The sequence below is a fragment of the Azospirillum doebereinerae genome, assembly GCF_003989665.1.
GTDB lineage: Bacteria > Pseudomonadota > Alphaproteobacteria > Azospirillales > Azospirillaceae > Azospirillum > Azospirillum doebereinerae.
Genome location: NZ_RZIJ01000007.1, coordinates 1 through 23,998, shown reverse-complemented (window position 1 = coordinate 23,998; position 23,998 = coordinate 1). Strand labels below are relative to the sequence as shown.

At 68.3% G+C, this 23,998-nt stretch carries 22 protein-coding genes and 3 pseudogenes; 9 read left to right on the top strand and 16 right to left on the bottom strand.

The genetic code is table 11. From position 1 onward, the window contains the following. Positions 1-47 precede the first annotated feature (47 nt). The 9 genes from EJ913_RS10695 to EJ913_RS10660 all read right to left on the bottom strand — a co-directional run bounded on the left by EJ913_RS10695 (position 48) and on the right by EJ913_RS10660 (position 9,239). Entirely contained in the window at positions 48-863 is an 816-nt protein-coding gene (locus tag EJ913_RS10695) for a hypothetical protein (RefSeq protein ID WP_126997600.1), read from the bottom strand. Between the two features lie 32 nt (positions 864-895). Then, on the bottom strand, positions 896-1,714 hold the full coding sequence (locus tag EJ913_RS10690) for a hypothetical protein (RefSeq protein WP_126997598.1): 819 nt from the start codon (positions 1,712-1,714) through the stop codon (positions 896-898). Positions 1,715-1,861: 147 nt separating this feature from the next. Continuing rightward, a complete protein-coding gene (locus tag EJ913_RS10685) occupies positions 1,862-2,287 on the bottom strand; it encodes a hypothetical protein (RefSeq protein WP_126997596.1) in 426 nt (141 codons plus the stop codon). 373 nt (positions 2,288-2,660) lie between these two features. Beyond that, positions 2,661-3,920: an ABC transporter permease gene (locus EJ913_RS10680; RefSeq protein ID WP_126997594.1), complete on the bottom strand. Its 1,260-nt coding sequence runs from the start codon at positions 3,918-3,920 to the stop codon at positions 2,661-2,663. After that, positions 3,917-4,606 (bottom strand): ABC transporter ATP-binding protein, encoded by a 690-nt coding sequence (locus EJ913_RS10675; RefSeq protein WP_126997592.1) that lies wholly within the window; start codon positions 4,604-4,606, stop codon positions 3,917-3,919. Before EJ913_RS10675 ends, EJ913_RS10680 begins: the two co-directional genes overlap by 4 nt. Before the next feature lie 17 nt (positions 4,607-4,623). Further along, positions 4,624-4,758, bottom strand: coding sequence for a hypothetical protein (locus tag EJ913_RS32970; protein WP_274389712.1), 135 nt, complete (start codon positions 4,756-4,758; stop codon positions 4,624-4,626). A 74-nt stretch (positions 4,759-4,832) separates the two neighbouring features. After that, positions 4,833-6,344, bottom strand: a complete 1,512-nt coding sequence (locus EJ913_RS10670) for a TolC family protein (protein WP_238519204.1) — start codon at positions 6,342-6,344, stop codon at positions 4,833-4,835. Between the two features lie 235 nt (positions 6,345-6,579). Then, positions 6,580-8,076, bottom strand: a complete 1,497-nt coding sequence (locus EJ913_RS10665; protein WP_126997590.1) for a class I adenylate-forming enzyme family protein — start codon at positions 8,074-8,076, stop codon at positions 6,580-6,582. Then, positions 8,073-9,239 (bottom strand): acyl-CoA dehydrogenase family protein, encoded by a 1,167-nt coding sequence (locus tag EJ913_RS10660; protein ID WP_126997588.1) that lies wholly within the window; start codon positions 9,237-9,239, stop codon positions 8,073-8,075. Before EJ913_RS10660 ends, EJ913_RS10665 begins: the two co-directional genes overlap by 4 nt. Positions 9,240-9,443: 204 nt before the next feature. On the opposite strand from EJ913_RS10660, the gene EJ913_RS10655 reads away from it, so the two are divergent. From EJ913_RS10655 to EJ913_RS10615, 9 genes and pseudogenes are all read left to right on the top strand, one after another. After that, the gene (locus EJ913_RS10655; protein WP_126997586.1) at positions 9,444-10,256 is read left to right on the top strand and encodes a phytanoyl-CoA dioxygenase family protein; all 813 of its coding nucleotides are present in this window, start codon (positions 9,444-9,446) and stop codon (positions 10,254-10,256) included. 6 nt (positions 10,257-10,262) lie between these two features. Next, positions 10,263-11,384 carry an alcohol dehydrogenase catalytic domain-containing protein gene (locus EJ913_RS10650; RefSeq protein WP_126997585.1) on the top strand — a complete coding sequence of 374 codons (1,122 nt, stop codon included), beginning with the start codon at positions 10,263-10,265 and terminating at the stop codon, positions 11,382-11,384. Next, entirely contained in the window at positions 11,377-12,189 is an 813-nt protein-coding gene (locus tag EJ913_RS10645; protein WP_126997583.1) for an enoyl-CoA hydratase-related protein, read from the top strand. The genes EJ913_RS10650 and EJ913_RS10645 overlap by 8 nt, the downstream gene beginning before the upstream one ends. Positions 12,190-12,251: 62 nt before the next feature. Then, positions 12,252-13,538 (top strand): ABC transporter substrate-binding protein, encoded by a 1,287-nt coding sequence (locus EJ913_RS10640; protein WP_126997581.1) that lies wholly within the window; start codon positions 12,252-12,254, stop codon positions 13,536-13,538. A gap of 120 nt (positions 13,539-13,658) precedes the next feature. After that, positions 13,659-14,378, top strand: a complete 720-nt coding sequence (locus EJ913_RS10635) for a GntR family transcriptional regulator (protein WP_126997579.1) — start codon at positions 13,659-13,661, stop codon at positions 14,376-14,378. A 149-nt stretch (positions 14,379-14,527) separates the two neighbouring features. Further along, positions 14,528-15,429 (top strand): annotated as a pseudogene (locus EJ913_RS10630) (IS110 family RNA-guided transposase). A 440-nt stretch (positions 15,430-15,869) separates the two neighbouring features. After that, a complete protein-coding gene (locus EJ913_RS10625) occupies positions 15,870-16,256 on the top strand; it encodes a response regulator (protein ID WP_126997577.1) in 387 nt (128 codons plus the stop codon). A 32-nt stretch (positions 16,257-16,288) separates the two neighbouring features. Beyond that, complete coding sequence (locus EJ913_RS10620; protein WP_126997575.1) at positions 16,289-16,747, top strand: Rrf2 family transcriptional regulator; 459 nt, start codon at positions 16,289-16,291, stop codon at positions 16,745-16,747. After that, the gene (locus tag EJ913_RS10615; protein WP_126997573.1) at positions 16,740-17,447 is read left to right on the top strand and encodes a class I SAM-dependent methyltransferase; all 708 of its coding nucleotides are present in this window, start codon (positions 16,740-16,742) and stop codon (positions 17,445-17,447) included. Before EJ913_RS10620 ends, EJ913_RS10615 begins: the two co-directional genes overlap by 8 nt. A gap of 119 nt (positions 17,448-17,566) precedes the next feature. Here EJ913_RS10615 and EJ913_RS10610 read toward each other — a convergent pair. From EJ913_RS10610 to EJ913_RS10575, 7 genes and pseudogenes are all read right to left on the bottom strand, one after another. Next, a pseudogene (locus EJ913_RS10610) lies at positions 17,567-17,725 on the bottom strand (IS256 family transposase); the annotation flags it as partial. A 15-nt stretch (positions 17,726-17,740) separates the two neighbouring features. Next, positions 17,741-18,337 (bottom strand): annotated as a pseudogene (locus EJ913_RS32965) (aldehyde dehydrogenase family protein). 114 nt (positions 18,338-18,451) lie between these two features. After that, a complete protein-coding gene (locus tag EJ913_RS10595; RefSeq protein ID WP_126997567.1) occupies positions 18,452-19,261 on the bottom strand; it encodes an ATP-binding cassette domain-containing protein in 810 nt (269 codons plus the stop codon). Then, positions 19,258-20,616: a sugar ABC transporter permease gene (locus EJ913_RS10590; RefSeq protein WP_126997565.1), complete on the bottom strand. Its 1,359-nt coding sequence runs from the start codon at positions 20,614-20,616 to the stop codon at positions 19,258-19,260. Before EJ913_RS10590 ends, EJ913_RS10595 begins: the two co-directional genes overlap by 4 nt. Further along, positions 20,616-21,680 (bottom strand): D-xylose ABC transporter substrate-binding protein, encoded by a 1,065-nt coding sequence (gene xylF, locus EJ913_RS10585; protein WP_211098921.1) that lies wholly within the window; start codon positions 21,678-21,680, stop codon positions 20,616-20,618. Before xylF ends, EJ913_RS10590 begins: the two co-directional genes overlap by 1 nt. A 69-nt stretch (positions 21,681-21,749) precedes the next feature. Next, positions 21,750-23,072 (bottom strand): xylose isomerase, encoded by a 1,323-nt coding sequence (gene xylA, locus EJ913_RS10580; RefSeq protein WP_126997563.1) that lies wholly within the window; start codon positions 23,070-23,072, stop codon positions 21,750-21,752. Next, positions 23,069-23,998 (bottom strand): xylulokinase (locus EJ913_RS10575; protein WP_244939317.1); only part of this gene is annotated, 930 nt, incomplete at its 5' end. The genes EJ913_RS10575 and xylA, both read right to left, overlap by 4 nt.

The window sequence follows — 23,998 nt, the reverse complement described above, 5'->3', positions numbered from 1 at the left end:
GGATCGGTTGTTTCTTCATTCTGCGCTCCGCCCCTGAAACAGCCGTGTCAGGCCGTGATGTCGATCTTGTGCCCGCTCGTGGCCGAGGGATTTGGAGCGTTCGCCGCTTTCAACTGTTCGGACAATTGCACCGCCTGCTTGTACTGGGGTGTGTCCTCCAATTGTTGGGAAGAATCGCCTGACTGCCTCAACCGATCGAGGCCCCCCTTGATCAGCTTGACGATTGGATTCTCGCTGTCGAGGTTCTCCGGTTCTTTTCCCTCTCGCTCCGACAGAAAATCGTAAGTGAATTGAGAAGAAGCCCGCCGCTTTGCCCAATCAATACTGGTCTTTTCCTCGTCGCTGACTCCCTCAAGGAACTGTATTTCCGATTTTGACATAGCTGAGTTCTGGTTGGCGGCAGCGGCCAGATTGTCTAATCCCATTGCCGCATCCACCTGTTTGCTCATGGTGTATTTAGCAAGCCCCTGCTCCAAATCACTGAAATTCCCACCTTGATTGCTGGCGATGGCATAGAGAGCGCGCCGATCAAGGCCCGCGACAGCCGTTTTCCATTCCGCATCCGTGGTGTGGTTGTCGGCGGTTCTGCCCATCTTTTCAAATGCAGTGTCCAGACTGGCCCGTGCGTCCTTAGCGACGGTGGCGAAATCCTTCTTGCCCATGGAAGGTTCCTTGGCGGCAGTGGTCGCCGCCGTAGCGGTGGCGGACAAGCTCACCACAGTGGCGACAACGGTCGAGGCCGGACCGGGTTTCGCCGTCGCGGCGGCAGGCTGGCTGTTGGTCTGGGCACTCCCCGCACTACCCCGTATAGCAACGGTGGCGCTGGTTGCAGCGGAGGATTGGGCGGCGTTGATCGAGGTCATCTACGGCTCCTATGCTGGCGAACCGGTTCCGCTCAAGCCGTGATGTCGAGCTTGTGCCCGCCCGTGGCCGAAGAGTTTGCGGTGTTCGCCGCCTTCAACTGTTCGGACAATTGAACCGCCTGCTTGTACTGGGGCGTGTCCTCCAGTTGTTGGGAAGAATCGTCCGTCTGCCTCAGCCGATCAAGGCCGCCCTTGATCAGCTTGACAATTGGATTATCGCTGTCGAGGTTCTCAGGTTCCTGCCCGTCTCGTTTGGACAAAATCTCATAACCGAATTGAGCGCTCGGCCGTCGCTTCGCCCAGTCGAAGCTGGTCTTTTCCTCGTCGCTGACCCCTTCAAGAAATTGTATTTCTGCTTTGGACATAGCTGAGGTCTGGTTGGCGGCAGCAGCCGGATTGTCCAGTCCCATTGCCGTATCCACCTGCTTACTCATGCTGGTTTTTGCAGCCCCCTGCTCTATCTCGTTGAATTGACCGCCTTGATTGCTGGCTATGGCATAAAGAGCGCGCCGATCAAGGCCGGCGATAGACGTTTTCCATTCCGCATCCGTCGTATACATATCCGTAGTTCTGCCTATCTTTTCATAAGCAGCGTCCAGACTGGCCCGAGCATCCTTGGCGACGGTGGCGAAATCTTTTTTACCCGTTGAGGGTTCCTTAGAAGCGGCGGTGGTTGCTGCCGTGGCGGTAGCGGATAGGCTTAATACAGTGGCGGCCGCGACGGCGACTGGGCCGGTTTTCGATGTCGCGGCGGTCGGCTGGCTGTTGGTCTGAGTGCTCCCCGCGCTATCCCTTACAACAACGACGGCGCTGGTCGTGGCGGGAGATTGGGCGGCGCTGATTAGGGTCATCTGCGGCTCCTGTGCTGGCGAACCGGGAAGATAACGTGTGGACCCGGCGAATTGGCTGACGGCTAGCGGTTGCTGACAATCGCCAGCCGTCGCTCTGATTTAGGATCTACCCATCAATGAACCCTTAAATTGGGTAAGCCGCTTGGCTTACGGCGCGATAGTCAGACTGACCGACCAGTTGCCGCTGGCATCGACCGAGGTAATGCTGCTGGTACAGGTCACGCCAGTCGAGCTTTTGGTGGTGGTGACGGTGGGATAATTCCACGGGCCGGTCAGCGAACTGCGGGTCCGCGACAGCACCCAGTTGCAATAACGGGAATTGTCAGCACGAGTGTAGCGGATCGAACAGCCGTTGGATGTCGAGAAAGGGCTGATGATATTGGAGGTTTGCGACTGATTGCTGAGCAAACTCCCAAACGTATTCGTCCCCTGACAACCCGAGGGCGAGGAAAAGGTTGTCGTCACCGGGGTGGTATTTTTCGCCGTTGCCGTAAGGATACTCTGAGCCGACGCGGTGCCGGACAGGGTGGCGAGGATGGACGCGCCCAGGAGCGCCAGAATTTTACCGTTCATGTTTTCCCCCAAGGTTGAATGTCGCGGTTTTGGTTGGCGCCGCGACATGGACGATGTTCGGCGGGGTGATTGAGACATCCGGAACCGCGTTGCCTCCGAAGGGGCGCGGGCTTCCGGTGTCCGCCACGGGCCGCCTTCCCGTGGTCATATCCGGCCCGCCGGCAATCTTAAGGGACGAAGTTTGTCGTCAGTCTTATTTTTCAGAGAATACTTAGGCTTCTAACTTCTTTTGCGAGATGTTTTGACAATTTCAATAAACCTATAGATGATATCTTTCGGAAAGAAAATCGGAATCATCGGCCAATGTGGCGGTGGTGATCGCGCTGTGGGGGTTGCCCAGGCAGCCCGCCGAGCGGGCTGCGGGGCGCGGGCGTCATTCGGCGCGCAGGGCGACGATGGGGTCGAGGCGCGAGGCGCGGATCGCCGGGTAGAGGCCGAAGAACAGGCCGACGGCAAGCGACATGCCGATCCCCAGCGGCGGCGCGGCGGCCGACAGGATGAAATCCCAACCGGCGGAACGGGCGTAGACGGCCGCCGCCGCCAGCCCCAGAAGGGCGCCCAGACCGCCGCCGGCAACCGACAGGGCCGTCGCCTCGATCAGGAACATGGCCCGGATGTCGCGGGGCCGCGCGCCCAGCGCCAGCCGCAGGCCGATTTCCCGCCGCCGCTCCACCACGCTCATCAGCATGACGTTCATCACCCCGACGCCGCCGACGACCAGGGAAATGCCGCCCACGGCGGCCAGCAGCAGGGCGTAGACCTCCATCTGTTCGGCCATGGCGGCGATCATCTGGCGGGCGGTCTGGACCGCCACCGGGCGCGGCCGGGGCGGGGCGGCGAAATGGCCGGCGACGGCGGCTCCGGCGGCCCGGTCGTCCGTCTCCGGCGGTTTGCGCAGCACGATGCCGGCGATGTCGCCGCCGGCGGCCACCCGCCGCATGCCCTCCAGCGGGACGAAGACGGCGTTGTCGGTGTCGATGGGCAGCAGGGGATTGGCGACCGTCGGCTCCAGAACGCCGACGATCGTGTAGTTGTAGCCGCCCAACCGAATCCACTGGCCCACCGCCGGGGGCGCGCCCTCTCCCGCCAGTTGCCGGACGGCGCCGGAGCCCAGCACGACGCTGGTTTGCCGGGCGTCGAGCGGGGACAGGACACGGCCGGCGGCGGCGGTCAGCCGGGTCAGCCGGAAGAACTCGGCGGTCACTCCGGCGACGCCGAGGGAGACGCGGGCGCGGCCCCGGACGATCTCCAGCCCGCCCACCGCCAGGGGGGCGGCGGCGTCGATTTCGGGCAGGGCGGCCAGCGCGGCCACGTCGTCCAGGGTGAAGGCGGGGGGCTGGCCGAGGGCCGAGAACTCCCGCCGCACCGTCAGAAGGTCGGTTCCCATGGCCTGGAACTGGCTCAGCGCGTGGTGCTTGGCGTTGTCGCCGATGTTGACCAGGGCGATCACCGCCGCCGTGCCGATGACGACGCCCAGCAACGCCAGCAGCGACCGCTGCCGCACCGAACACAGGTTGCGGAAGGCGTCGGCGACCAGCTCGCGGAGACGGCCGCCGCCGTGCCGCTCATCGGGCGGATGGTCGGGCGGATGGTCGGGCGGAGCGTCGGGCGGATGGTCGCTGGGCGGCGTCACGGCGGGTCCCGTCCGTCGGCCGTCAGCCGGCCGTCGTCCATGGTCAGGCGGCGCGGACAGCGGGCGGCGATGCCGGGGTCGTGCGTGACCAGGACGACGGCGACCCCGGTCTCGGCGTTCAGTTCGAAGAACAGGTCGATGATGCGCCGCGCCGCGCCGCTGTCGAGGTTGCCGGTCGGCTCGTCGGCCAGCAGCAGGGCCGGCCGCCCGACCAGGGCGCGGGCGATGGCCACCCGCTGGCGCTGGCCGCCCGACAGTTCCTCCGGCCGGTGGCCGGCGCGGTCGGCCAACCCGACCCGTTGCAGCATCGCCGCCGCGTGTCCACGGCAGGCGCGCGGCGACAGCCCGCGGTACAGGAACGGCAGGGCGACGTTGTCCAGCGCCGTCAGCCGCGGCAGCAGATGGAAGGATTGAAAGACGAAACCGATCCGCCGGCTGCGCAGGCGGGCCTGCCGGTCGGGGGTGGCGCGCGCCACGTCCTCCCCTTCGAACAGCAGGCGCCCGGAATCCGGCCGGTCGAGCAGCCCGATCAGGTTGAGCAGGGTGGATTTGCCCGATCCCGAGGCTCCGGTGATGGCGCAGACCTCCCCCGGCGCGATGGCGAAGGACACGTCGCGCAGCACCGGCACCCGGTTGGGGCCGTCGCCATGAGCCTTGTGGACGCCGGAAAGATCGAGAAGCGCCATGGGCGGACTACCGTCCCTCACGGCAGACGGCCGCGTCCGCCGTCCAGCGTCATCGACACCGGCGCTTCGGCCAGCGGCGTGACGTAGGCGGGCAGAGGCGGCGACGCTTGCGACGGAAACGCCATGGTCGGGGCGGCCAGGGGGTCGGGCAACGTGTAAGGTCCGGCACAGCCGCCCACGGCGCCCAAGGCGGTCGACGCGACGGCAAGGACAAAGCGCGCCGGGGTCATGGCGCGGCGTCGTTCAAGTGAACGCTCCAGGTGTCCAGGGTGGTGCCCAACAGCTGGTCGAGGGTGATCAGCGCGTCGAGATAGGCGACCAGCGCGGTCAACTCGCCGTTTTCCGCCCCGCGCAACTGCTCCTGGTACGAAACGACCTGGAAGTTGCCCGACCGCCCGGCCCGCAGCTTGACCATTTCGTTCGCCAGGGTTTGCGCCGACAGCTCCCGGACCTGCCGGCTCAACGTGTATTGGCGCCAGGCGATGTCGACGGTCCGCACGCCGTCCCGCACCTGCTGGTCGACCTGCGCGCGAATCTGTTCCAGCAGCACTTCGCCTTGGCGCAACCCGACCGTGGCCTGGACTTCGCGTTGCCTGACCGCCGGGTTGTTGATGGGAATGGTCAGTTGCAGCCCGGCCCGCAGATCGGTTTTTGTGTTGGGCAGACCTTCGGTGGCGCGCCAGCCGGTGCGCCCTCCGCCGGGCGTGCTGACGCCGATCCCCAGCGACAGATCCCACTCCTGCTGGTTCGTGGCGATGACCAGACCGATGCGGGCGCTTTCGATGGCGATGAGCTGGGAGAGATAATCGGGGCGGTTGTCGAACGCCAAGGCCGTCACGGTTTTCAAGTCGACCCGCACCGGGCTGGCGGTCAGCGTGTCGGCCGGCAGGATCCGCGTTTCCGGGTCGATCGCCAACAGGGTCAGCAGCGCGAGCCGCGTCGCGTCGAAGGCGTTTTCCGCCTGGAGCGTCGCCAGTTCCTGCGCCGCTACGGTCGATTGTGCCTGCACCAACTCGATCTCCGCCATGCGTCCGGCGGCGATCAGCGCCCGGTTGGCGCCGTCCAGTTCCCGCGCGCGCTGCAAGGCGCCTTTGGCCAGGATGACTTGCTGCCGCGCCTGAATGAACTGATGATAGGCGCGGGCGATGCCGGTGATCGTATCGGCGACCGTGGCTTTCAGGCGAAGCTGGTTGTACCGCTCCTGCAACCGCGCTTCGCGGACCGGGGCCATGTTGACCTCGTAACCGGCCCCTTTCAGCAAGGGCTGGATCACCGACAAGGTCAGCGCCGAATCCCCGGTCAGCAGGCCGTTGTCGCGTTGGCGCCGGCTGCTCTGTCGGAGGTCCCAGCCAAAATTGATCGCCGTGCCCAACGGGGTGAGCACTTGCACGCTCGGCGCCAGTTGGCCGAAGCCGTTCAGGCTCGCCCCGGTGCGGTCGGCGTTGACGGACGCGACGATGCCGCCCTTGGGCGAAAAGGCGGATTCCGAGACGGACAGATTGTATTTTTCAAGGACCCGTTGCAGATAGGCGCTGCGGATGGCGGGGGCACGGCGCAGCCCCAGATAGACCGCTTCCGGCAGCGTCAGCCGCACTTCCGGCCCTGTCGGCGGTGCGGTCGGTGCAGCCCCCGCTTGCGCATAGCGCGGCGTCGGCGTCATTTGCGCCCAAGCCAGCCCCGGCCACGACGTCGCGACGATGGCGATGAGGCCAGCGATACCGTTCGCCGCTCGACTCAAAGTGCTGAAGCTCCCTTTTCATGGCGCCGCTCACAATGGCGATGGCGCCCAACCATAAGAGAAAAATCATATGGAGACAACAACCATTGAGTATGGTTAACAGTGCCAATCGTCAAGATACGTGTGACCTCGGATGGCTCTGTAAGTTTCCATGGATTTCATCTCGTTGCACTGAGGGATTTGGTCTCAGGCGATCGGCAAGCTTCCACCATGTCCGTGGACGCCATCTTCCCGGTTACCGGCCGGTTCCCGTCGGTCTGAGATCGACCGTGCTCGGCAGACGCTCCAACAGCAGATGGCGCTGGACCTTTTGCGTCGCGGTCTTTGGGATCTCCGGCCGCGTCTCGACGAAGCGGGGGATCATGAAGCCCGGAACGCGGCCTTGCAGGAAGGTTTCCACATCGCGTGGAACGAAACCGGGCCGGGGAACCACGACGGCCTTGATCTCCTCGCCCATGACGTCGTCCGGCACGCCGACGACGGCGCAATCCTGCACGGCGGGGTGCTTCAACAGGGCAAGCTCGATCTCCGCCGGTGCGATCATCTCGCCGCCGCGCCGGATCAGTTCCTTCATTCGGCCGTCGAAATGCAGGAAGCCGTCCGCGTCGAAGGCGCCGCGGTCGCCGGTGTGCAGCCACAGGTTCCGGGTCGCCGCAACGGTCGCCTCCGGCTTCTTCCAATAGCCGTCGAACATCAGGCCGGGGCGACCGGGCCGCGTGACGATCTCGCCCTTCACGCCGGGAGGAACCGGGTTGTCGTCCGCGTCCACCACCTGCACCTCGGTGTCGGGGCGGGGGGCGCCGACCGAGCCGAAGCGCGACGCGGCGGCGGTGTTCATCGTCACCCAGCCCCCGGTCTCGGTCATGCCGTAGAGTTCGCGGAGCGCGATGCCCAAACGCTCCTCGATGTCGCGCCAGACGCTGGGCGGGGCGCCGCCGCCGACCGCCCAGCGCAGCGTGTGGTCGTGGTCCGCTTCGGTCAGCCGCTTGGCCAGGATGCTCAGCACGGTTCCGACATAGGTGAAACCGGTGGCGCCGTAGCGCCGCACGTCGTCGAGCAGCCGCGACGCCGAGAAGCGCGGCAGCAGCGCCAGCACCGCCCCGGCGTGCAGGCAGGACATCACCCCGTACATCTGCGGGTTGGCGTGGAACAGCGGCAGGAAGACGAGGATGCGGTCGGCCTCCGTCAGCTCCAGCGCCGCCGCCATGTGCGCGCCGGCCAGTTCGTAGCAGGCGTTGGAGATGACCGCGCCCTTGGGCAGCCCCGTGGTGCCGGAGGTGTAGAGAATGGCGTTCGCGGTGCCGCCGGACAGGGCGAGGCGCTGGCGCGGTGTCCACGCCGTCGCGGCCGTCTCCTCGAAGCGCTCGTCCATGGGGACCAACGGAGGGGCGAGCGCCGGCAGGCTGTCCCGGAAGGCGTCCTCCGCGATCAGCAGGGAGGCTTCGCTCTGTTCCAGCAGATAGCGCAACCCCTCGCCGACCAGCGCGGTGTTGATCGGCACGGCGATGGCGCCCAACTCCGACAGGGCGAACCAAGCGACGAGGAAGCCCGGCCGGTTGCCGACCATCATCGCCACGGTCTGCCCGGCGCGCACGCCCTGCCCGGCGAGGCGCTTGACGGCGGCGTCCACCAGGGCGGCCATGGCGCCGTAGGTGATGGTGCGGTCGCCGAACAGCAGGAAGGGGCGGTCCGGCGTGGCGGCGGCGCGGGCGTAGAGGGGGTCGGCGATCACGGGCGTGCCTCCCGGCTTCCGGCCATTCCGCTTGCCGCGTGCTGCTGCAGGCGTTTGGCGATGGTGTTCTTGAGGATTTCCGACGAGCCGCCGGCGATCTCGTAGGCCTTGGCGTCGCGCAGGTAGCGCCCGAAGCGCGCCGATTCCATGACGCCGTAGGCGCCGCAGATCTGCACCGCGCGGGCGGCGGTGTCGGTCGCGACCCGGCTGGCCAGCAGCTTGGCCTCGCTGCCGAAACGGGCGATGTCGTCGTGGTCGTCCAGCGCCCGCGCCGCCGCGTAGGTCAGCAGGCGGGCGGCGTCGATCTCCGCCAGCATGTCGGCGAAGTACCATTGGATTCCCTGGAAATCCAGGATCTTGCGGTCGAAGGCGCTGCGCCCGGCGGCGAAGGAAAGGGCACCGTCGAAGGCGGCCCGCGCGATGCCCAGGCTGATGGCGGCGGCCATCGTGCGCGAATAGTCCAGCGTCGTCACCGCCTGCCGCACGCCCTTGCCCTCCACCCCGATCAGGTGGTCGGCCGGCAGCGCCACGCGGTCGAGGACCAGATCGACGTGCGGGCCGTTGCGCAGGCCGAAGGTGGCGGCGTTCGGCCCTTCCTCCGTCGAGACGCCCTCCATGCCCTGGCGCACGAAGAAGACCGACACGCCGACCGGCGTCTCCGCCAGGATCACGTAGGCTTCCGCCGCCGAGCCCGACGTGATGAAGGATTTGCGCCCGGTCAGGATCCAGCGGTCGCCGTCGCGCACCGCCTTGGTGTCCAGGCTGCGGATGTCGCTGCCGTGGTTCGCCTCGGTCAGGGCGTAGGAGGTGATCAGGCCCTGCCCGAACTCCGGCAGGACGGCGGCCTTCAGGCTGTCGGCGGCGAAGAGGCGGATGATCGTCTGGGCCTGGAGGATGGTGATCAGGCTGATGCCGACGGCGGCGCTGGCGTAGGACGCCTCCTCGAACAGGGCGGCGCAATGGGCGAAGCCGAGGCCCCGGCCGCCCTGGTCCGCCGGCAGGGTCAGGCTGTTGTAGCCGTGCCGGGCCAACGCCTTGATCGCCGCGACGGGGTAGACGTCGTCGCGGTCGATGGCGTCGGCCTGCGGCTCCACATGTTCGGCCACGGCGCGCCGCAGCGGTTCGAGAAACTCGGTTTCGACCAGATCGACCCAGAGCGCCATCGTCCCGATTCCTCCCTTCCAAGCCGTCCGCGCGCCGGTTCCAGGCCGCCCCCGCTCGTGGCGTCGGCGCCTGGAGAACCGCGTTTTTGGTTCGTCACGCGGATCGTTCAGATTCTGATTGAACTCGTTTGCATACGATAATACGCTACCGATATATCGGCTGAACATCAACAATATCTTGAAATTCACCGCGAGGAGGAAGCCATGAGACTGACGGACGCCCAGATGGCCGAGTATGAGGAGCGCGGGTTCCTGGTGTTCCCCGGACTGGTGTCGCGCGACGAGGTGGAGGCGCTGCGCCACGACCTTCTGCGGGTGGCGGGGGTCGAGGCCGAGGGCGTGATCCGCGAGAAGAGCGGGACGGTCCGCACGGTGTTCCGCGTCCACGACGAGGAGAGCCCGACCGCCTCGCCGCCCTTCCAGGCGCTGGCGACGCTGCCGCGCGTGCTGGACCCGGCCCGTCAGGTGCTGGGCGACGAACCGGTCTACGTCTACCACACCAAGTGCAACCTGAAGGACGCCATCGACGGCGCCATCTGGCAGTGGCACCAGGATTACGGCTACTGGAAGACCGACGGCGTGGCCCGCTCGGATATGACCACCTCGCTGCTGATGCTGGACGAGGCGACGGAAATCGGCGGCTGCCTGTACTTCATCCCCGGCAGCCACAAGCTGGGCCGGCTCGACCCCGAGATGGACGAGACGACGACCTCCTACAAGCTGTGGACGGTGCCCAAGCAGCAGGTCATCGACATCATGACCACGTTCGGGGATCCGGTGGCGATCACCGGAAAGCCGGGCACCGTGGTGCTGTTCCACCCGAACCTCGTCCACGGGTCGGGCCACAACATGTCGCGCCATTCGCGCTGGCACATCTACACCGTCTACAATCAGGTCTCCAACCGGCCGCAGGCGATCGAGAACCCACGCCCCGAATGGGTGGTGGCCCGCCGCTGCGACCCGCTGGAGACCGGCAGCGACGACGGCATCCTCCGGCACGCCGTGGCGGCGGAGTAGAGGGGGATGGCGGGATCGCCCTTCCGGGCGGCGGTGCTTCGCGAGGTCGGGGCGCCGCTGTCCATCGAACGCCTGACCCTGGCGCCGCTGGAGCCGAACGACGTCCTGATCCGCGTGCACGCGGCCGGGCTCTGCCACACCGACCGCGAGGCGATGACCGGTGCCTTCGCGGTGCCGGTGCCGGTGGTGCTCGGCCATGAGGGCGCCGGGGTGGTCGAGGCGGTCGGCTCGGCGGTGCAGCGGGTGAAGCCGGGTCAGCGCGTCGTCTGCACCATCTACGCCGCCTGCGGCCAATGCTACTACTGCCGCCACGACCAGCCGATGCTGTGCGAGCTGGTGGTCCCCAACCACCGTGCCGCCACCCTGTCGGCCGGGCGCAAGCGCCTGCGGGCCGCCGACGGGGAGGAGGTCGGGCATTTCCTCAGCGTCTCGTCCTTCGCCGAATACGCGGTGGTGCCCGAGGCGGCGGCCATTCCGGTGCCGGACGCGATGCCGTTCGACCGGGCCTGCCTGCTGGGGTGCAGCGTCATCACCGGCGTCGGCGCCGCGCTGCGCGTGGCGAAGGTCGGGCTCGGCGACAGTGTGGTGGTGGTGGGCTGCGGACCGGTCGGGCTGAACGTGGTGCAGGGCGCCCGGCTGGCCGGCGCGGGGGCGATCGTCGCGGTCGACCGCCGGGCCGACAAGCTGGAACGCGCCCGCAAATTCGGTGCCACCCACACGATCCTGGCGGAGGAAGGGATGAACGTGGCGGAACAGATCCGCGCGCTCACCGGCGGGCGCGGCGCCGACCACGCCTTCGAGGCGGCGGGGGTGGTCGGCTCGCTCCAGGACTCGGTCGACGCGACCCGGCCGGGCGGCAGCGTGACCATCCTCGGCAAGACCGATCCCAACCGCCTGATCGAACTGCGCTTCGGCTCGATCACCGGGGAGCGGCGCATCCTGCGCTCCAGCCTGGGCGGGGCGCGGGCGGCGGACGATTTCCCGGCCTACGCCCACGCCTATCTGGACGGCCGGCTGTGTCTGGACGAGCTGATCGACCGCCGCCTGCCGCTGGAGGCGATCAACGACGCGTTCGAGGAGGTGGAGCGCGGCGACGTGATCCGCGCCGTGGTGGTGATGCATGAGTGAGCGGGACGAGACCGCCGGCACCGTCCGGCTGGAGCGCCAGGGCGCCGTCGCGGTGCTGACGCTGGACGCGCCGAAGACCCGCAACGCGGTGACCGACCCGCCGGTGCTGGACCCGCTGGTCGCCGCGCTGGAGGCGGTCGGGGCCGACCGCGGCGTCCGGGCGCTGGTGGTGACCGGGGCCGGCAAGGCGTTCAGCGCGGGCGGCAACATCCACGACATCCGCAACCGGCGCGGCATGTTCGGCGGCCCGGCCGATCAGGTTCGCAACGCCTACCGCGCCGGGGTGCAGCGCATCCCGCGCGCCATGGCGAACCTGGAGATTCCGGTGATCGCGGCGATCAACGGCCCGGCCTATGGCGCGGGCTGCGATCTGGTCTTCATGTGCGACCTGCGCATCGCCGGGGCGTCCGCCCGCATCAGCTCGAACTTCGTCAAGCTCGGGCTGATCTCCGGCGACGGCGGGCTGTGGTTCCTGTCGCGGATCGGCGGACCGGCGGTCGCCGCCGAGATGGCCTTCACCGGCCGGGCGATCACCGCCGAGCAGGCCCTCGCCTGGGGGCTGGTCTCGCGCGTCGTCCCCGACGCGGAACTGATGCCCGCCGCCCTGGCCCTGGCCCAGGAGATCGCGGCGAACCCGCCCGAAGCGGTGCGGATGACCAAGCGCATGCTGCAACAGGCCGGGCGGGTCGATCTGCCGACCATGCTGGACATGGCGGCGGCCCTGCAGGGCATCTGCCACGCCGGGGAGGAATCGCGCCTCGCCATCGCGGCGGCGTCCGAGGCCGCGACCAGGGCGGCGCCGTAACGGCGCGCGCTCCGGAGGCCCGAAAAGGGCGACACGAAAACACGAAGAGGGAGGAACGATCCATGACGAAACCCATCACCCGCGCGCTTCTGGCGGCCACGGCCGTTTTCGCCCTGTGCGCGTCCCCCTGGCTGGCCGCTCCGGCGGCGGCCCAGACCGCCGCGCCGACGGCCGCCCCGGCGGCGCCCGCCGCGACGGGGCCGATCCGCATCGGCGTGCTGACCGACCTGTCCGGCTCGCTGGCCGACCTCAGCGGCAAGGGCAGCGTCGAGGCGGTCAAGATGGCGGTGGAGGATTTCGGCGCCTCGGTCCTCGGCCGCCCGGTCGAGGTGCTGTCCGCCGACCACCAGAACAAGGCCGACATCGGGTCGCAGATCGCCGCCGACTGGTACGACAACAAGAACGTCGAGGTCATCATCGACCTGCCGAACTCGGCGGTGATGCTGGCGATCCAGGAGCTGACCCGGCGCAAGAACAAGATCGTCTTTGGCACCGCCGGCGGGTCGTCCGACTTCACCGGCAAGGCCTGCTCGCCCAACGGCGTGCATTGGGTCTACGACACCTACGCGCTGGCCGCCGGCACGGGCAAGACCATGGTGAAGCAGGGCGGCGACAGCTGGTACTTCATCACGCTGGACTATTCCTTCGGCCTGTCGCTGGAGCGCGACACCGCCGCCTTCGTCACCGGGGCGGGCGGCAAGGTGCTGGGCGCCGCGCGCCACCCGCTGAACAGCGCCGATTTCTCGTCCTACCTGCTGCAGGCGCAGTCGAGCAAGGCGAAGGTCATCGGGCTGGCCAACGCCGGCGGCGACCTGATCAACACCGTCAAGCAGGCGGCCGAATTCGGTGTCACCCGCCAAGGCCAGAAGCTGGCGGGGCTGCTGATGTTCCTGTCCGACATCCACGCGCTCGGGCTGGAGACGGCGCAGGGGCTGGTGCTGACCGAATCCTTCTACTGGGACCAGAACGACGCCACGCGGGCCTTTTCCAAGCGCTTCTTCGAGCGGACCGGACGGATGCCGACGATGGTCCAGGCCGGCGACTACGGCGCCATCACCCATTACCTGAAGGCGGTGAAGGCCGCCGGCACCGCCGAAACGGCGACGGTGATGAAGACGATGCGCGACACGCCGATCAACGACTTCATGACCAAGGACGGGCGCATCCGCGAGGACGGCCGGGTGCTGCGCGACATGTACCTGTTCGAGGTGAAGTCCCCGGCGGAGTCGAAGGGGCCGTGGGACTACTACAAGCAGCTCGGCGTCATCGCGGCGGCCGACGCCGCCCGCCCGCTGGCCGAGAGCGAATGCCCGCTGGTCGCGAAGGCCGTGAAGGCCGAAAAGCCCTGACGGCATCCCCGCCGCGTCTTGCGCCCCCCGCCGGAGCGCGCTAAGCCAGGGCGGGGGCGCCAAGGCGTCGGACAGGGCCGGGGACGAACCCGGCCGGGACAAAAGGGATGGGGCGGTGCCGTGACAGATCCGGGCAACCAGACCGAAGCCGGCCAGACCGCCGTTGGAGCCGCCGAGCTGGGATCGATGGCCGATCAGGCCTACGCCGGGATCGAGGAGTTGATCGTATCGGGCACGCTGCCGCCGCGCGGCTTCGTGTCTGAAAAGCAGCTCAGCGCCCAACTCGGCATCGGGCGCACCCCGGTCCGCGAGGCGCTGAAGCGGCTGGAGATGGACGGCCTGGTCACCATCGTGCCCTCGCGCGGGATCATGGTGACCGAGGTGGACATCAAGCTCCAGCTCTACGTGCTGGACGTCCGCCGCGAGCTGGAGCGGCTGATCGCCCGCCGCGCCGCCCGCTACGCCCTGCCCGACGAGCGGGAGCGCTGCCGGGCCATCGCCGAAGCGATGCTCGACGCGGCCCGGTCGGGCGACGGCATGCGCTTCATGCATCTGGATCAGGAGGTCAACCAGATCCTCGACCAATGCGCCCGCAACCCGGTGGCGGCCCAGACCATCCGGCCCCTGCGGTCGCTGTCGCGGCGGTTCTGGTTCCAGAACTACCACACCCATTCGGGCAGCCTGGAGGACGGCGCCAGCACCCACGCCGACCTCATGCTGGCGATCCACAAGGGCGACGTGGAGGCCGCCGCCGCCGCGTCCGACCGTTTGATGGCCTATGTCGAGAACTACGCGCGCGCGACCCTGCGCTACCCGTTCGGGGATTTGGCCGCGCAGTAGGCGGCCTCTTCAAAACAAAGCCGACACGCGCCGCAGATCGGGAATCAAGCCCGAACGCGCTCTACTGAGATGATGTGGTGGACGGCCCTTTCACCGGGAAACGGTGTCAAGCTGAGGTCGTTGAAGGAACCACCTTACAGGAGCGGCTGATGACCACTCTGGTGACGGTCGGTCTGGATCCGGCAAAGAATGTCTTCCAGGTTCATGGGGTCACCGCCGAGGGAAAGGTTCTGGTTCGCCGGCAACTGCGTCGTGGCGAGATGCTGAAGTTCTTGCAGGGTGTGCCGTCGTGCCGGGTCGGGATCGAGGCTTGCGGCACGGCGCACCATTGGGCCCGGGAAATCGCGGCGCTCGGGCATACGGTGAAGTTGATGCCGCCCGCCTACGTCAAGCCCTATGTGAAGCGCGGCAAGACGGATGCGGCGGACGCCGAGGCGATCCGCGAAGCGGTGACCCGGCCGACGATGCGGTTCGTCGCCATCAAGACGACCGACCAGCAGGCGGCTTTGATGCTGCACAAGACCCGCGATCTGCTGGTCCGGCAACGGACGATGCTGGTCAACGGGCTGCGCGGACACCTCGCGGAATTCGGCATCATCGCGGCGAAAGGGCTTGGCGGCGTGAAGACCATCGTCGAAGCCCTGCATGAGGCACAGGATCAGTTGCCGAGTTGGCGCGGCTGGCGCTGCACGGGATCGTCGAGCAACTTCGCCACCTCGGCGCCGAGATCGAACGACTGGAGGAGCGCATCCTGGTTTGGCATCGGGCCAGCGATGTCAGCCGACGGTTGGCTACCACTCCCAGCATCGGTCCGATCACCGCGAGTGCGATCGCGGCGGCCGTGCCGGACGGAAGCTTGTTCCGATCCGGCCGCCAGTTCGCCGCGTGGCTTGGCCTGACGCCGAAGGCGCACAGCGGCGGCGCCACGGCGGTCATGCGGTTGGCCCGCAAAGACAACGCCAGCCGAAGCTGGGCGACGAAGCTGTCGGAGCGCAAGCCAGCGAAGCTGGCCGCCGTGGCCTTGGCCAACAAAACCGCCCGCATCGCCTAGGCGGTGATGACACGGGGAAAAACCTACGAGGCACCGGTCGCCGCGTAGTCGCTGTTCACCCGGCAAAGCGGGAGATTGCTCGGCGGGTGGATGTGCCAGGGTGGTGAGACGTGATGACGAACCGGCTGGGCCGGGGATTATCAAACCCACGGGGACCAAGCGCCTTCGAGCGCGTTGAGGTGATTTGGGCTTCGGTCCGCGGAATTCATCAAGGCCAACAGCCACGGCTGCGAAAACAGGCCGGACACATGGATGCATCCCCTCCGACCACCGAACCCGTCACGGCCTTCCTCGGAGCCCTTTTCCTTTCCCAACCCGCCTGCCTCTTCTCAGCCGGCAGCGCAGGCATTGGGTGAAATATCGTTTTGTGGCAAGCCTTGACACTGCAAGAAAGTTTCCGCTGCTGTCGTTCATGATCCCACACCGCACCCGAGGTCGCCGTGCTGGACGTCAACATCGCCGGCGAGAAGGTCTACCCGGTCGCGGAAGCGCTGAGCGAACATGGAGTTCCGTTCATCGTCTCCACCGGCTACGGCGTTGCCGGCCTCGACGATGCCTGGAAGAGCCACCCGGTTCTTCAGAAGCCTTATCAGGAGCTGGATCTCGCACGGGCGCTGACGAATGTCGCTGAAAAGCGGGTGAGCAACCGGCCTCCCGCTGGCGCGCCCGCGCTTGCGCTATCTGCCAGGTCGGCTCCCCGCACCGAAGGCGACGATCCGTGGGATCGCATAAGGATCAACGTCTCGTCATACAGCTCGTGCGCCTCGTCCACCAGCGGCGCTGGGGAACTTGCAACCACGACGGAGACGCTGATCAACTCCGCTTGACGCGCCGCCTTTCATGTAACAATGTATGATACATGAGCCGCGATACTCGTTTATCCGGTGTTCTCCATGTGCTGCTGCACATGGCCGAGCACCAGGGGCCGGTCACGTCCGAGGTGTTGGCGCGGGCGATGCAAACCAATGCCGTTGTCATTCGCCGGACCATGGCGGGACTGAGGAAGCGGGGTTATGTCCGATCGGAGAAGGGGCATGGTGGCGGCTGGAGCTTGGCGTGCGACCTGAACACTGTGACCCTGGCTGATGTTTACGAGGCCCTGGACCGCCCGCCGCTCTTCGCGATCAGCAATCGGAGCGAGGCGCCGCAGTGCCTAGTGGAGCAGGCGGTCAACGCTGCACTGGACCGAGCCCTCCATGAGGCGCAGGAACTTCTGCTGGCCTCCTTCCAGGGTGTGACCCTGGCGGCGCTCAGCGCCGACTTCCACCGGCGCCTTGAGCGTCATCCATCCAAACGGATCGGGATCGACCATGTCTGACGATAGCGCGAATGGCGCGAATCACTTCCTGAAGACCTTCTCCGATCCGGACGCGGTTGCCCGCTACGCCGAAGGGCCAAAACGTTTCGTGCCGGGGCTGGACGGGCTGCACGGAATGGCCGGGGTGCTCCTGGCGGAAAGAGCGCCGCCCGCTGCGAACGTGCTCGTGCTGGGGGCCGGCGGTGGGCTCGAACTCAAGGCGCTGGCCGACGCTCATCCCCACTGGCGCTTCATCGGCGTCGATCCGGCAGCAGAAATGCTGCGGCTGGCGGAGCGCACGCTTGGGCCGCACATGGACAGGGTTGAGCTTGTCGAAGGGTATATCGACGACGCTCCCGAAGGACCATTCGATGCGGCGACCTGCCTGCTGACGCTGCACTTCCTGGCGGTGCCGGAACGCGAGAGGACGGTCCGCCAAATCCATCGGCGGCTCGTCCCAGGTGCGCCGTTCGTGGCCGCGCACGGCAGCTTCCCGCAAGGGCCGGGCGAACGCGGCCTCTGGCTGGATCGCTACGCCGCCTATGCCGTCGCTTCAGGGGCTGCTCCCGAACAGGCAAACGCTGCTCGCAACGCCGTGGAGGCGAGTGTGCAGATGCTGAGCCCCGAGGAAGACGAAGCGGTTCTGCGAAAGGGTGGCTTTATGGATGCCCAATTGTTCTACTCGGCGTTCACATGGCGCGGTTGGGTCGCTCACGCATGAAGCGTGCGCCGTATCTGGGCGCTGAGCAGTGCGCAAAGTCCTTGATGGGCCGACATAGGGCCGTGAACCGCCTTGATCCCGGCGACGTGAGCTATGCGGGAAATTGGGGGAGGGTCTGATCAGGCGGCGTTCTCTGACGCGACTTCGGTGACCTCGACGCCGTCGCGGAATGTGACGCCGCGGATGATCTTGGGCAACAGGTTTTCGCCTTGGAGGCGGCGCAAGGTTATTGCCACGGCGGTGATCAGCTTGAACACCATCAGCTTGGCGGTGTCCTGTTCGGGCAGGCTTCGTCACCCGCCTCGATCCGCCGCCCTCTTCAAACCGTCATCACCCAGATTCCCGCATAGCTCCAAGAAATGGAGCCTTCGACAAACCCGGCGCGGTTCAGCCGCGAAGTCGGCTTGCAACGGGCCCTTGGTGCCCTGGCGCCAGGACAGCCGCCGGAACGCCGCTGCCGGCAGCGCGGCGGCAATGGTGTCGGCGATGCTGCGGCTGTCTGCCGAGGGGACCGGGTGCTTGGCCGGGCGCCCGGTGACCCGGCCCAGCGCCTCCTCGACCCCGCCGAAGGGGGTTTCGGAGAAGGACACGACCCAGTGGTTGAACACGACGTTGCCGCACTTGATGAAAGCGGCCAGTCGGCCGGCCGTCGCGAGGTCGCGGGCGAAGGCGTAGGAGGCGAGGCCGGGCGGCAGCCGGTTCGCCTACGCCACCGTGTCGTCGAAATCACGGAACGGGGCGACCGGCGCCAGCGGGCCGAACGGTTCCTCGCTCGTGGCGCGGCAGGCCGGCGCCCCCGTCAGGACGGTCGGCTGGAAGAGGAAGCCTGGCCGGTCGATGCGGGCGCCGCCCGTGACGGCTGTGGCGCCGTGCGGTTGCGCGGCCGCCACGGCGAAGCGGTCATGAATCGATTCATGACCGTAGAACCGCAGCGGGGCAAGCGTGGGATAGCCGTCGACCCAAGCCAGAGCTTGAGGGAAGCCTGAACGGCATCCAGCCGCCGGTCAGGCCATCGCTCCGGGGCCGGGGGTGGCGCCCGGCGGGCATTTGCCGAGGATGATCATCCCCAGCACCTCGTCCTGGGTCACGTCGGACACTGTCGCCGTGCCGACCAGCTTGCCGTTCTTCATGACGTGGATGCGGTCGGCCAGATCGAACACGTCGTGGATGTCGTGGGAAATCAGGAAGATGCCGATGCCTTCCTGCTTCAGCTGCTTCACCAGTTCGCCCACCTGCCGGGTTTCGGCGGGGCCGAGCGCCGCGGTCGGCTCGTCCATGATCAGGACGCGGGCGTCGAAATGGATGGCGCGGGCGATGGCGACCGACTGGCGCTGGCCCCCCGACAGCGCCTTCACCGGCTCCTTGAAACGGCGGAAATGCGGGTTGAGGCGGCCCATCACCGCCCGCGCCTCCGCCTCCATGGCGTGGTCGTCCAGCGTGCCCCAGGCGGTCAGCTTCTCCCGTCCCAGGAAGATGTTGGCGGCGGCGTCGACGTTGTCGGCGAGCGCCAGCGTCTGGTAGATCGTCTCGATGCCGCAGCGCTTGGCGTCGCGCGGGCTGGCGATGTGGACCGGCTCGCCGTTCACGCGGATCTCGCCATGGTCGGCGGCGTAGGCCCCCGACAGGATCTTGATCAGCGTCGATTTGCCCGCCCCATTGTGGCCGAGCAGCCCGACCACCTCGCCGGCGTGGAGGTCGATGCTGACGCCGTCCACCGCCTTGATGCCGCCGAACGCGATCGATACGTCGCGCATCTCCACCAGCGGGACCGGCGGCTCCGGCGCCACGGGCGCGGGCAGGCTGATCTCCGTCATTTCACACCTTTGCGATAGAGCGTGTCGATGTAGACCGCGGCGACCAGGACGACGCCGACGACGATGTTCTGCATCGGCGCGTCGACCCCCAGCAGCACCATGCCGGACTGGAGCGACTGCATCACCAGCGCCCCCAGCATGGCGCCGTGGATGGTGCCGACACCGCCGGCCAGCGAGGTGCCGCCGATGATCGCGGCGGCGATCACGTACAGCTCGTCCAGCGTGCCGTTGGCGTTGGTGGCGGCGTTCAGCCGCGCGGTGGCGATGCAGGCCGACAGGCCGCACAACGCGCCCATCAGCCCGAACACCATCACCAGGACGCGCCGGGTGTTGATGCCCGACAGCTCCGCCGCCTCCGGGTTGCCGCCGATGGCGAAGACGTAGCGGCCGAAGCGGGTGCGGCTCGCCAGGAAGGTCACCGCCACGCCCACCGCCAGCGCGATCAGCACCGGGATGGCGAAGCCATGGGCGATCGGCGGCAGCGGCCCGTCGGTCGACAGCCCCTGCGCCTCCACCATCCGCCGCACGACGGGCAGCGGCAGCGGGTAGGCGTTGACCACCAGCACCGACCCGACGATGGCGGCGGCCACCAGCAGGATCACCGCCGCCTCCGCCCACCAGGGCCGCACCGGGAAGCCGAAGCCGGCGCGCCGCCGCCGGGTCAGCAGCAGCGCCGCCACCGCCAGCACGATCGCCGCCGCCCCGACCAGCCAGCTCGGTCCGGCGCCGATGGCGCCCTCGAAGCCGCCGCCCAGCCGCTTGAACAGCCCGTCCATCGGCGCCACGGTCTGGCCGGTCGTCACCCACCACGCGGCCCCGCGCCAGACCAGCAGCCCGCCGAGCGTGACGATGAAGGACGACACGCCGAGATAGGCGACGATCGCCCCTTGCAGCGCGCCGACCACCCCGCCGACGGCGATGCCGGCCGCCACCGCCGCCGCCCAGGTCAGGGGGTGGTCGAAGCCCCACAGCTCCGGCAGCAGCCGCGCCTGCAGCACGCCGACCACCATGCCGGTGAAGCCCAGGATCGAGCCGACCGACAGGTCGATGTTGCGGGTGACGATGACCAGCACCATGCCGGTCGCCATCACCCCGACCGACGCCGCCTGCACCGAGAGGTTCCACAGGTTGCGCGGGGTGAGGAAGGCGCCGCCGGTCAGGACGTCGAAGCCGATCCAGATGACGGCGAGCGCGCCGATCATCCCGACCAGCCTCGTGTCCAGTTCCAGCGCGCGCAGGGCGTCGCCGATGCCAAACCGGCCAATGCCGGACCGGCCGGCGGCCGTGGCGGCCGGCACTTCCCCCGGCGCCTCGGTCCGAGGCGCCGGGGACGACAGGGTGGACGGCTCGGCCATCAGTCGCAGACCTTGACCGCGCCCTTCTTGACGCCCTGGCAGACCACGTCCTTCGTCACCCAGCCGGCGTCGATCACTTGGTTCAGGTTGTCCCTGGTGATGGCGACCGGCGTCAGGAACAGCGAGGTCATCGCCTGCTTCTTCGGCCCGCCGTTGAAGCTGGTCGCGCCGTCGACGGCGCTCATCTTCTTGCCGCCGGCCAGCTCCAGGGCGATCTCCGCCGCGCGGCGGCCCAGCTCGCGCGCGTCCTTCCACACCGACACCGTCTGGGTGCCGAGCGCGATGCGGTTGAGCGCCGCCTTGTCGCCGTCCTGGCCCGACACCGGCACCGACCCGGCCAGCCCCTGCGCCGCCAGCGCCGCCACCACGCCGCCCGCCGTCCCGTCGTTGGAGGCGACCACCGCGTCGACCTTGTTGCCGGTCTTGGTCAGGATCTGCTCCATGTTCTGCTGGGCGATGGCCGGCAACCACTTGTCGGTGTAGGCCTCGCCGACGTTCCTGACGTCGCCGCGGTCGATGGCCTCCTTCAGCACCTCCATCTGGCCGGCGAACAGGAAGTCGGCGTTGGGATCGGTGGAGGAGCCCTTGATGAAGGCGTAGTTGCCCTTGGGCTTGGCGGCGAAGACGCTGCGGGCCTGCAACCGGCCGACCTCCTTGTTGTCGAAGGTGATGTAGAAGGCCGACGGGATCTCGATCAGCCGGTCGTAGCCGACCACCGGGATGCCCTCCGCCGCCGCCTTCTCCACCGCCGGGCGGATGGCGTCGCCGTCCTGCGCCAGGATGATCAGCGCGGTGGCGCCACGGGCGATCAGCGATTCGATGTCGGACAGCTGCTTGGCCGGCGAGGATTGCGCGTCGGCCGAGACGTAGGTGCCCCCGGCCTTCTCGATCACCGCCTTGATGGCCGCCTCGTCGGTCTTCCAGCGCTCCTCCTGGAAGTTGGACCAGGACACGCCGACGGTCGGCCCGGCGGCGAGCGCGACGGTGGCGGTCGTGCCGGCGGCCAGCGTCAGGAACAGGCCGGTGGCGGCGGTCGCGATGGGGGTGGCGAGGCGGTGCTTCATCGTGTTCCCTCCCTGTGAGGCCGTCCGTGCGGCGGCCCTTGTCGATTAATGATGAGCGGTGGGCGCGGCTCAGACGTAGCGGTTGACGACGGTCTCCAGACGCTCCTGCCGGCCGGAGCGCGGCTGCGGGTTGACGCCGGTGGCGAGCGCGCGGTCGGCCAGCGTGGCGAGATCGCGCTGGCCGGCCAGGATGGCCCGGCCCTCCGCGCCGTCCCAGCCGGCGTAGCGCTCGGCGAGCGGGGCGGTCAGCGCCTCGTCCTCCAGCATCGCGGCGGCTTGCAGCAGGGCGCGGGCGCAGGTGTCGATGCCGCCGACATGGCCATGCAGCAGGTCGGCCGGGTCGATCGACTGGCGCCGGATCTTGGCGTCGAAATTCAGGCCGCCGGTGGTGAAGCCGCCGCCTTTCAGGATGTCGTGCAGCACCAGCGTGGTCTCGCCGACGTCGTTGGCGAACTGGTCGGTGTCCCAGCCCAGCAGAGCGTCGCCGCGATTCATGTCGAGCGAGCCGAAGATCCCCAGCGCCAGCGCCAGCCCCACCTCGTGCTGGAAGCTGTGGCCGGCCAGGATGGCGTGGTTCTGCTCGATGTTCACCCGCACGTCGGCCAGCAGGTCGTAGCGCGCCAGGAAGCCGTAAACGGTGGCGACGTCGAAGTCGTACTGGTGCTTGGTCGGCTCGCGCGGTTTCGGCTCGATCAGGATCGGGCCCTTGAAGCCGATCTTGTGCTTGTGCTCGACCACCATCGACAGGAAGCGGCCCATCTGGCCCAACTCGCGGCCAAGGTCGGTGTTCAGCAGCGTCTCGTACCCCTCGCGCCCGCCCCACATGACGTAGTTGGCGCCGCCCAGCGCGTGCGTCGCCTCCAGCGCCGCGCGGACCTGCCCGCAGGCGTAGAGGAAGACGTCCGGATCGGGGTTGGTCGCCGCGCCCGCCATGTAGCGCCGGTGCGAGAACAGGTTGGCGGTGCCCCACAGCAGCCGGACCTTGGCGCTCTCCATCCTGGCGGCGAACAGTTCGGTGACCGCCTTCAGATTGTCGGTGCTTTCGGCCAGCGTGGCGCCTTCGGGGGCGGCGTCGAGGTCGTGGAAGCAGAAGAAGGGGATGTCGAGCAGGCGGAACATCTCGAAGGCGACGTCGGCCTTGTCGCGCGCCGCCGCCATCGGGTCGAGGCCGGGGCGCATCCACGGCCGCAGGAAGGTCTCGCCGCCGAAGGGATCGCCGCCCGGCCAGCAGAAGCTGTGCCAGTAGCAGGCGGCGAGGCGCAGATGCTCCTCCATCCGCTTGCCCATCACCACGCGATCCTTGTCGTACCAGCGGTAGGACAGCGGGTCGCGGCTGTCCGGCCCCCGGTACGCCACCGGGGACAGGTCGCCGAAGAAGGGGACGGTGCTCAAGACGCGAACTCCTTGGCAAGGGGGTAGAGCCGGCGCCAGCGTTCCCACGCACGGGTGTAGGCGTCGGCGCGGACCGGGTCGGGGGAGAAGGATTCCAGGCGGCGGGGCTTGCGGCAGACGGTGGCGGGATCCGCGCCGGTCGCCGCCATGCGGCCGAGATGGGCGGCGCCCAGCGCGGCGCCGACCTCGCCGTCCTCGATGCGGTGGACGGTCAGGCCGAGCGCGTCGGCGCAGATCCGCGCCCACAGCCGCGAGCGGGAACCGCCGCCGGCCAGATCGATGGATTCCGGCCTCTGCCCGAGCGCCGCCAGATTGTCGCGGGCGGCGAAGGCGACGCCCTCCAGCACCGCCTGCACCAGCGCGTCGCGCCCGGTGTCGGCCGCCAGCCCGGCGAACAGGCCGCGCACGGTGGCGTCGTTGTGGGGGGTGCGCTCGCCCGACAGGTAGGGCAGGAAGGCGACCGGCGACGGGCCGTCCACCGCATCGCCCAGCGGCGCCAGCAGCTCCGCCTCCCCGGCGCCCGCCCCTGCCCCCAGCGCCGTCGCCGCCCAGGCCAACGAGGCCGCCGCCGACAGCATGACGCCCATCTGGTGCCAGACGCCGGGCAGGGCGTGGCAGAAGGCGTGGACCGCCAGCGCTGGGTTGGGCAGGAAGCGGTTGGTCGTCGTCCACACCACCCCCGACGTGCCGAGGCTGAGGAAGGCGTCGCCCGGCGTGATGGCGCCCAGCCCGACGGCGCTCGCCGCGCAGTCCCCCGCCCCACCCGCCACCACCGGCGGCGCCTTCATGCCCCAGCGCCGGGCGAAATCGGGGGACAGCCGGGCGACCGGGGCCGAGCCTTCGGCGAGATCGGGCATGTGGGCGCGGGTCAGGCGGGTCACGGCCAGCAGCTCGTCCGACCAGTCGCGCCGGGCGACGTCGAGCCA

What these genes read in the sequence shown, in the direction of transcription:
- EJ913_RS10695 (WP_126997600.1), bottom strand. Translation starts at nt 863, where the DNA reads ATGACCTCGATCAACGCCGCCCAATCCTCCGCTGCAACCAGCGCCACC.
- EJ913_RS10690 (WP_126997598.1), bottom strand. Translation starts at nt 1,714, where the DNA reads ATGACCCTAATCAGCGCCGCCCAATCTCCCGCCACGACCAGCGCCGTC.
- EJ913_RS10685 (WP_126997596.1), bottom strand. Translation starts at nt 2,287, where the DNA reads ATGAACGGTAAAATTCTGGCGCTCCTGGGCGCGTCCATCCTCGCCACC.
- EJ913_RS10675 (WP_126997592.1), bottom strand. Translation starts at nt 4,606, where the DNA reads ATGGCGCTTCTCGATCTTTCCGGCGTCCACAAGGCTCATGGCGACGGC.
- EJ913_RS10660 (WP_126997588.1), bottom strand. Translation starts at nt 9,239, where the DNA reads ATGGCGCTCTGGGTCGATCTGGTCGAAACCGAGTTTCTCGAACCGCTG.
- EJ913_RS10655 (WP_126997586.1), top strand. Translation starts at nt 9,444, where the DNA reads ATGAGACTGACGGACGCCCAGATGGCCGAGTATGAGGAGCGCGGGTTC.
- EJ913_RS10650 (WP_126997585.1), top strand. Translation starts at nt 10,263, where the DNA reads ATGGCGGGATCGCCCTTCCGGGCGGCGGTGCTTCGCGAGGTCGGGGCG.
- EJ913_RS10645 (WP_126997583.1), top strand. Translation starts at nt 11,377, where the DNA reads ATGAGTGAGCGGGACGAGACCGCCGGCACCGTCCGGCTGGAGCGCCAG.
- EJ913_RS10640 (WP_126997581.1), top strand. Translation starts at nt 12,252, where the DNA reads ATGACGAAACCCATCACCCGCGCGCTTCTGGCGGCCACGGCCGTTTTC.
- EJ913_RS10620 (WP_126997575.1), top strand. Translation starts at nt 16,289, where the DNA reads ATGAGCCGCGATACTCGTTTATCCGGTGTTCTCCATGTGCTGCTGCAC.
- EJ913_RS10615 (WP_126997573.1), top strand. Translation starts at nt 16,740, where the DNA reads ATGTCTGACGATAGCGCGAATGGCGCGAATCACTTCCTGAAGACCTTC.
- EJ913_RS10595 (WP_126997567.1), bottom strand. Translation starts at nt 19,261, where the DNA reads ATGACGGAGATCAGCCTGCCCGCGCCCGTGGCGCCGGAGCCGCCGGTC.
- EJ913_RS10590 (WP_126997565.1), bottom strand. Translation starts at nt 20,616, where the DNA reads ATGGCCGAGCCGTCCACCCTGTCGTCCCCGGCGCCTCGGACCGAGGCG.
- xylF (WP_211098921.1), bottom strand. Translation starts at nt 21,680, where the DNA reads ATGAAGCACCGCCTCGCCACCCCCATCGCGACCGCCGCCACCGGCCTG.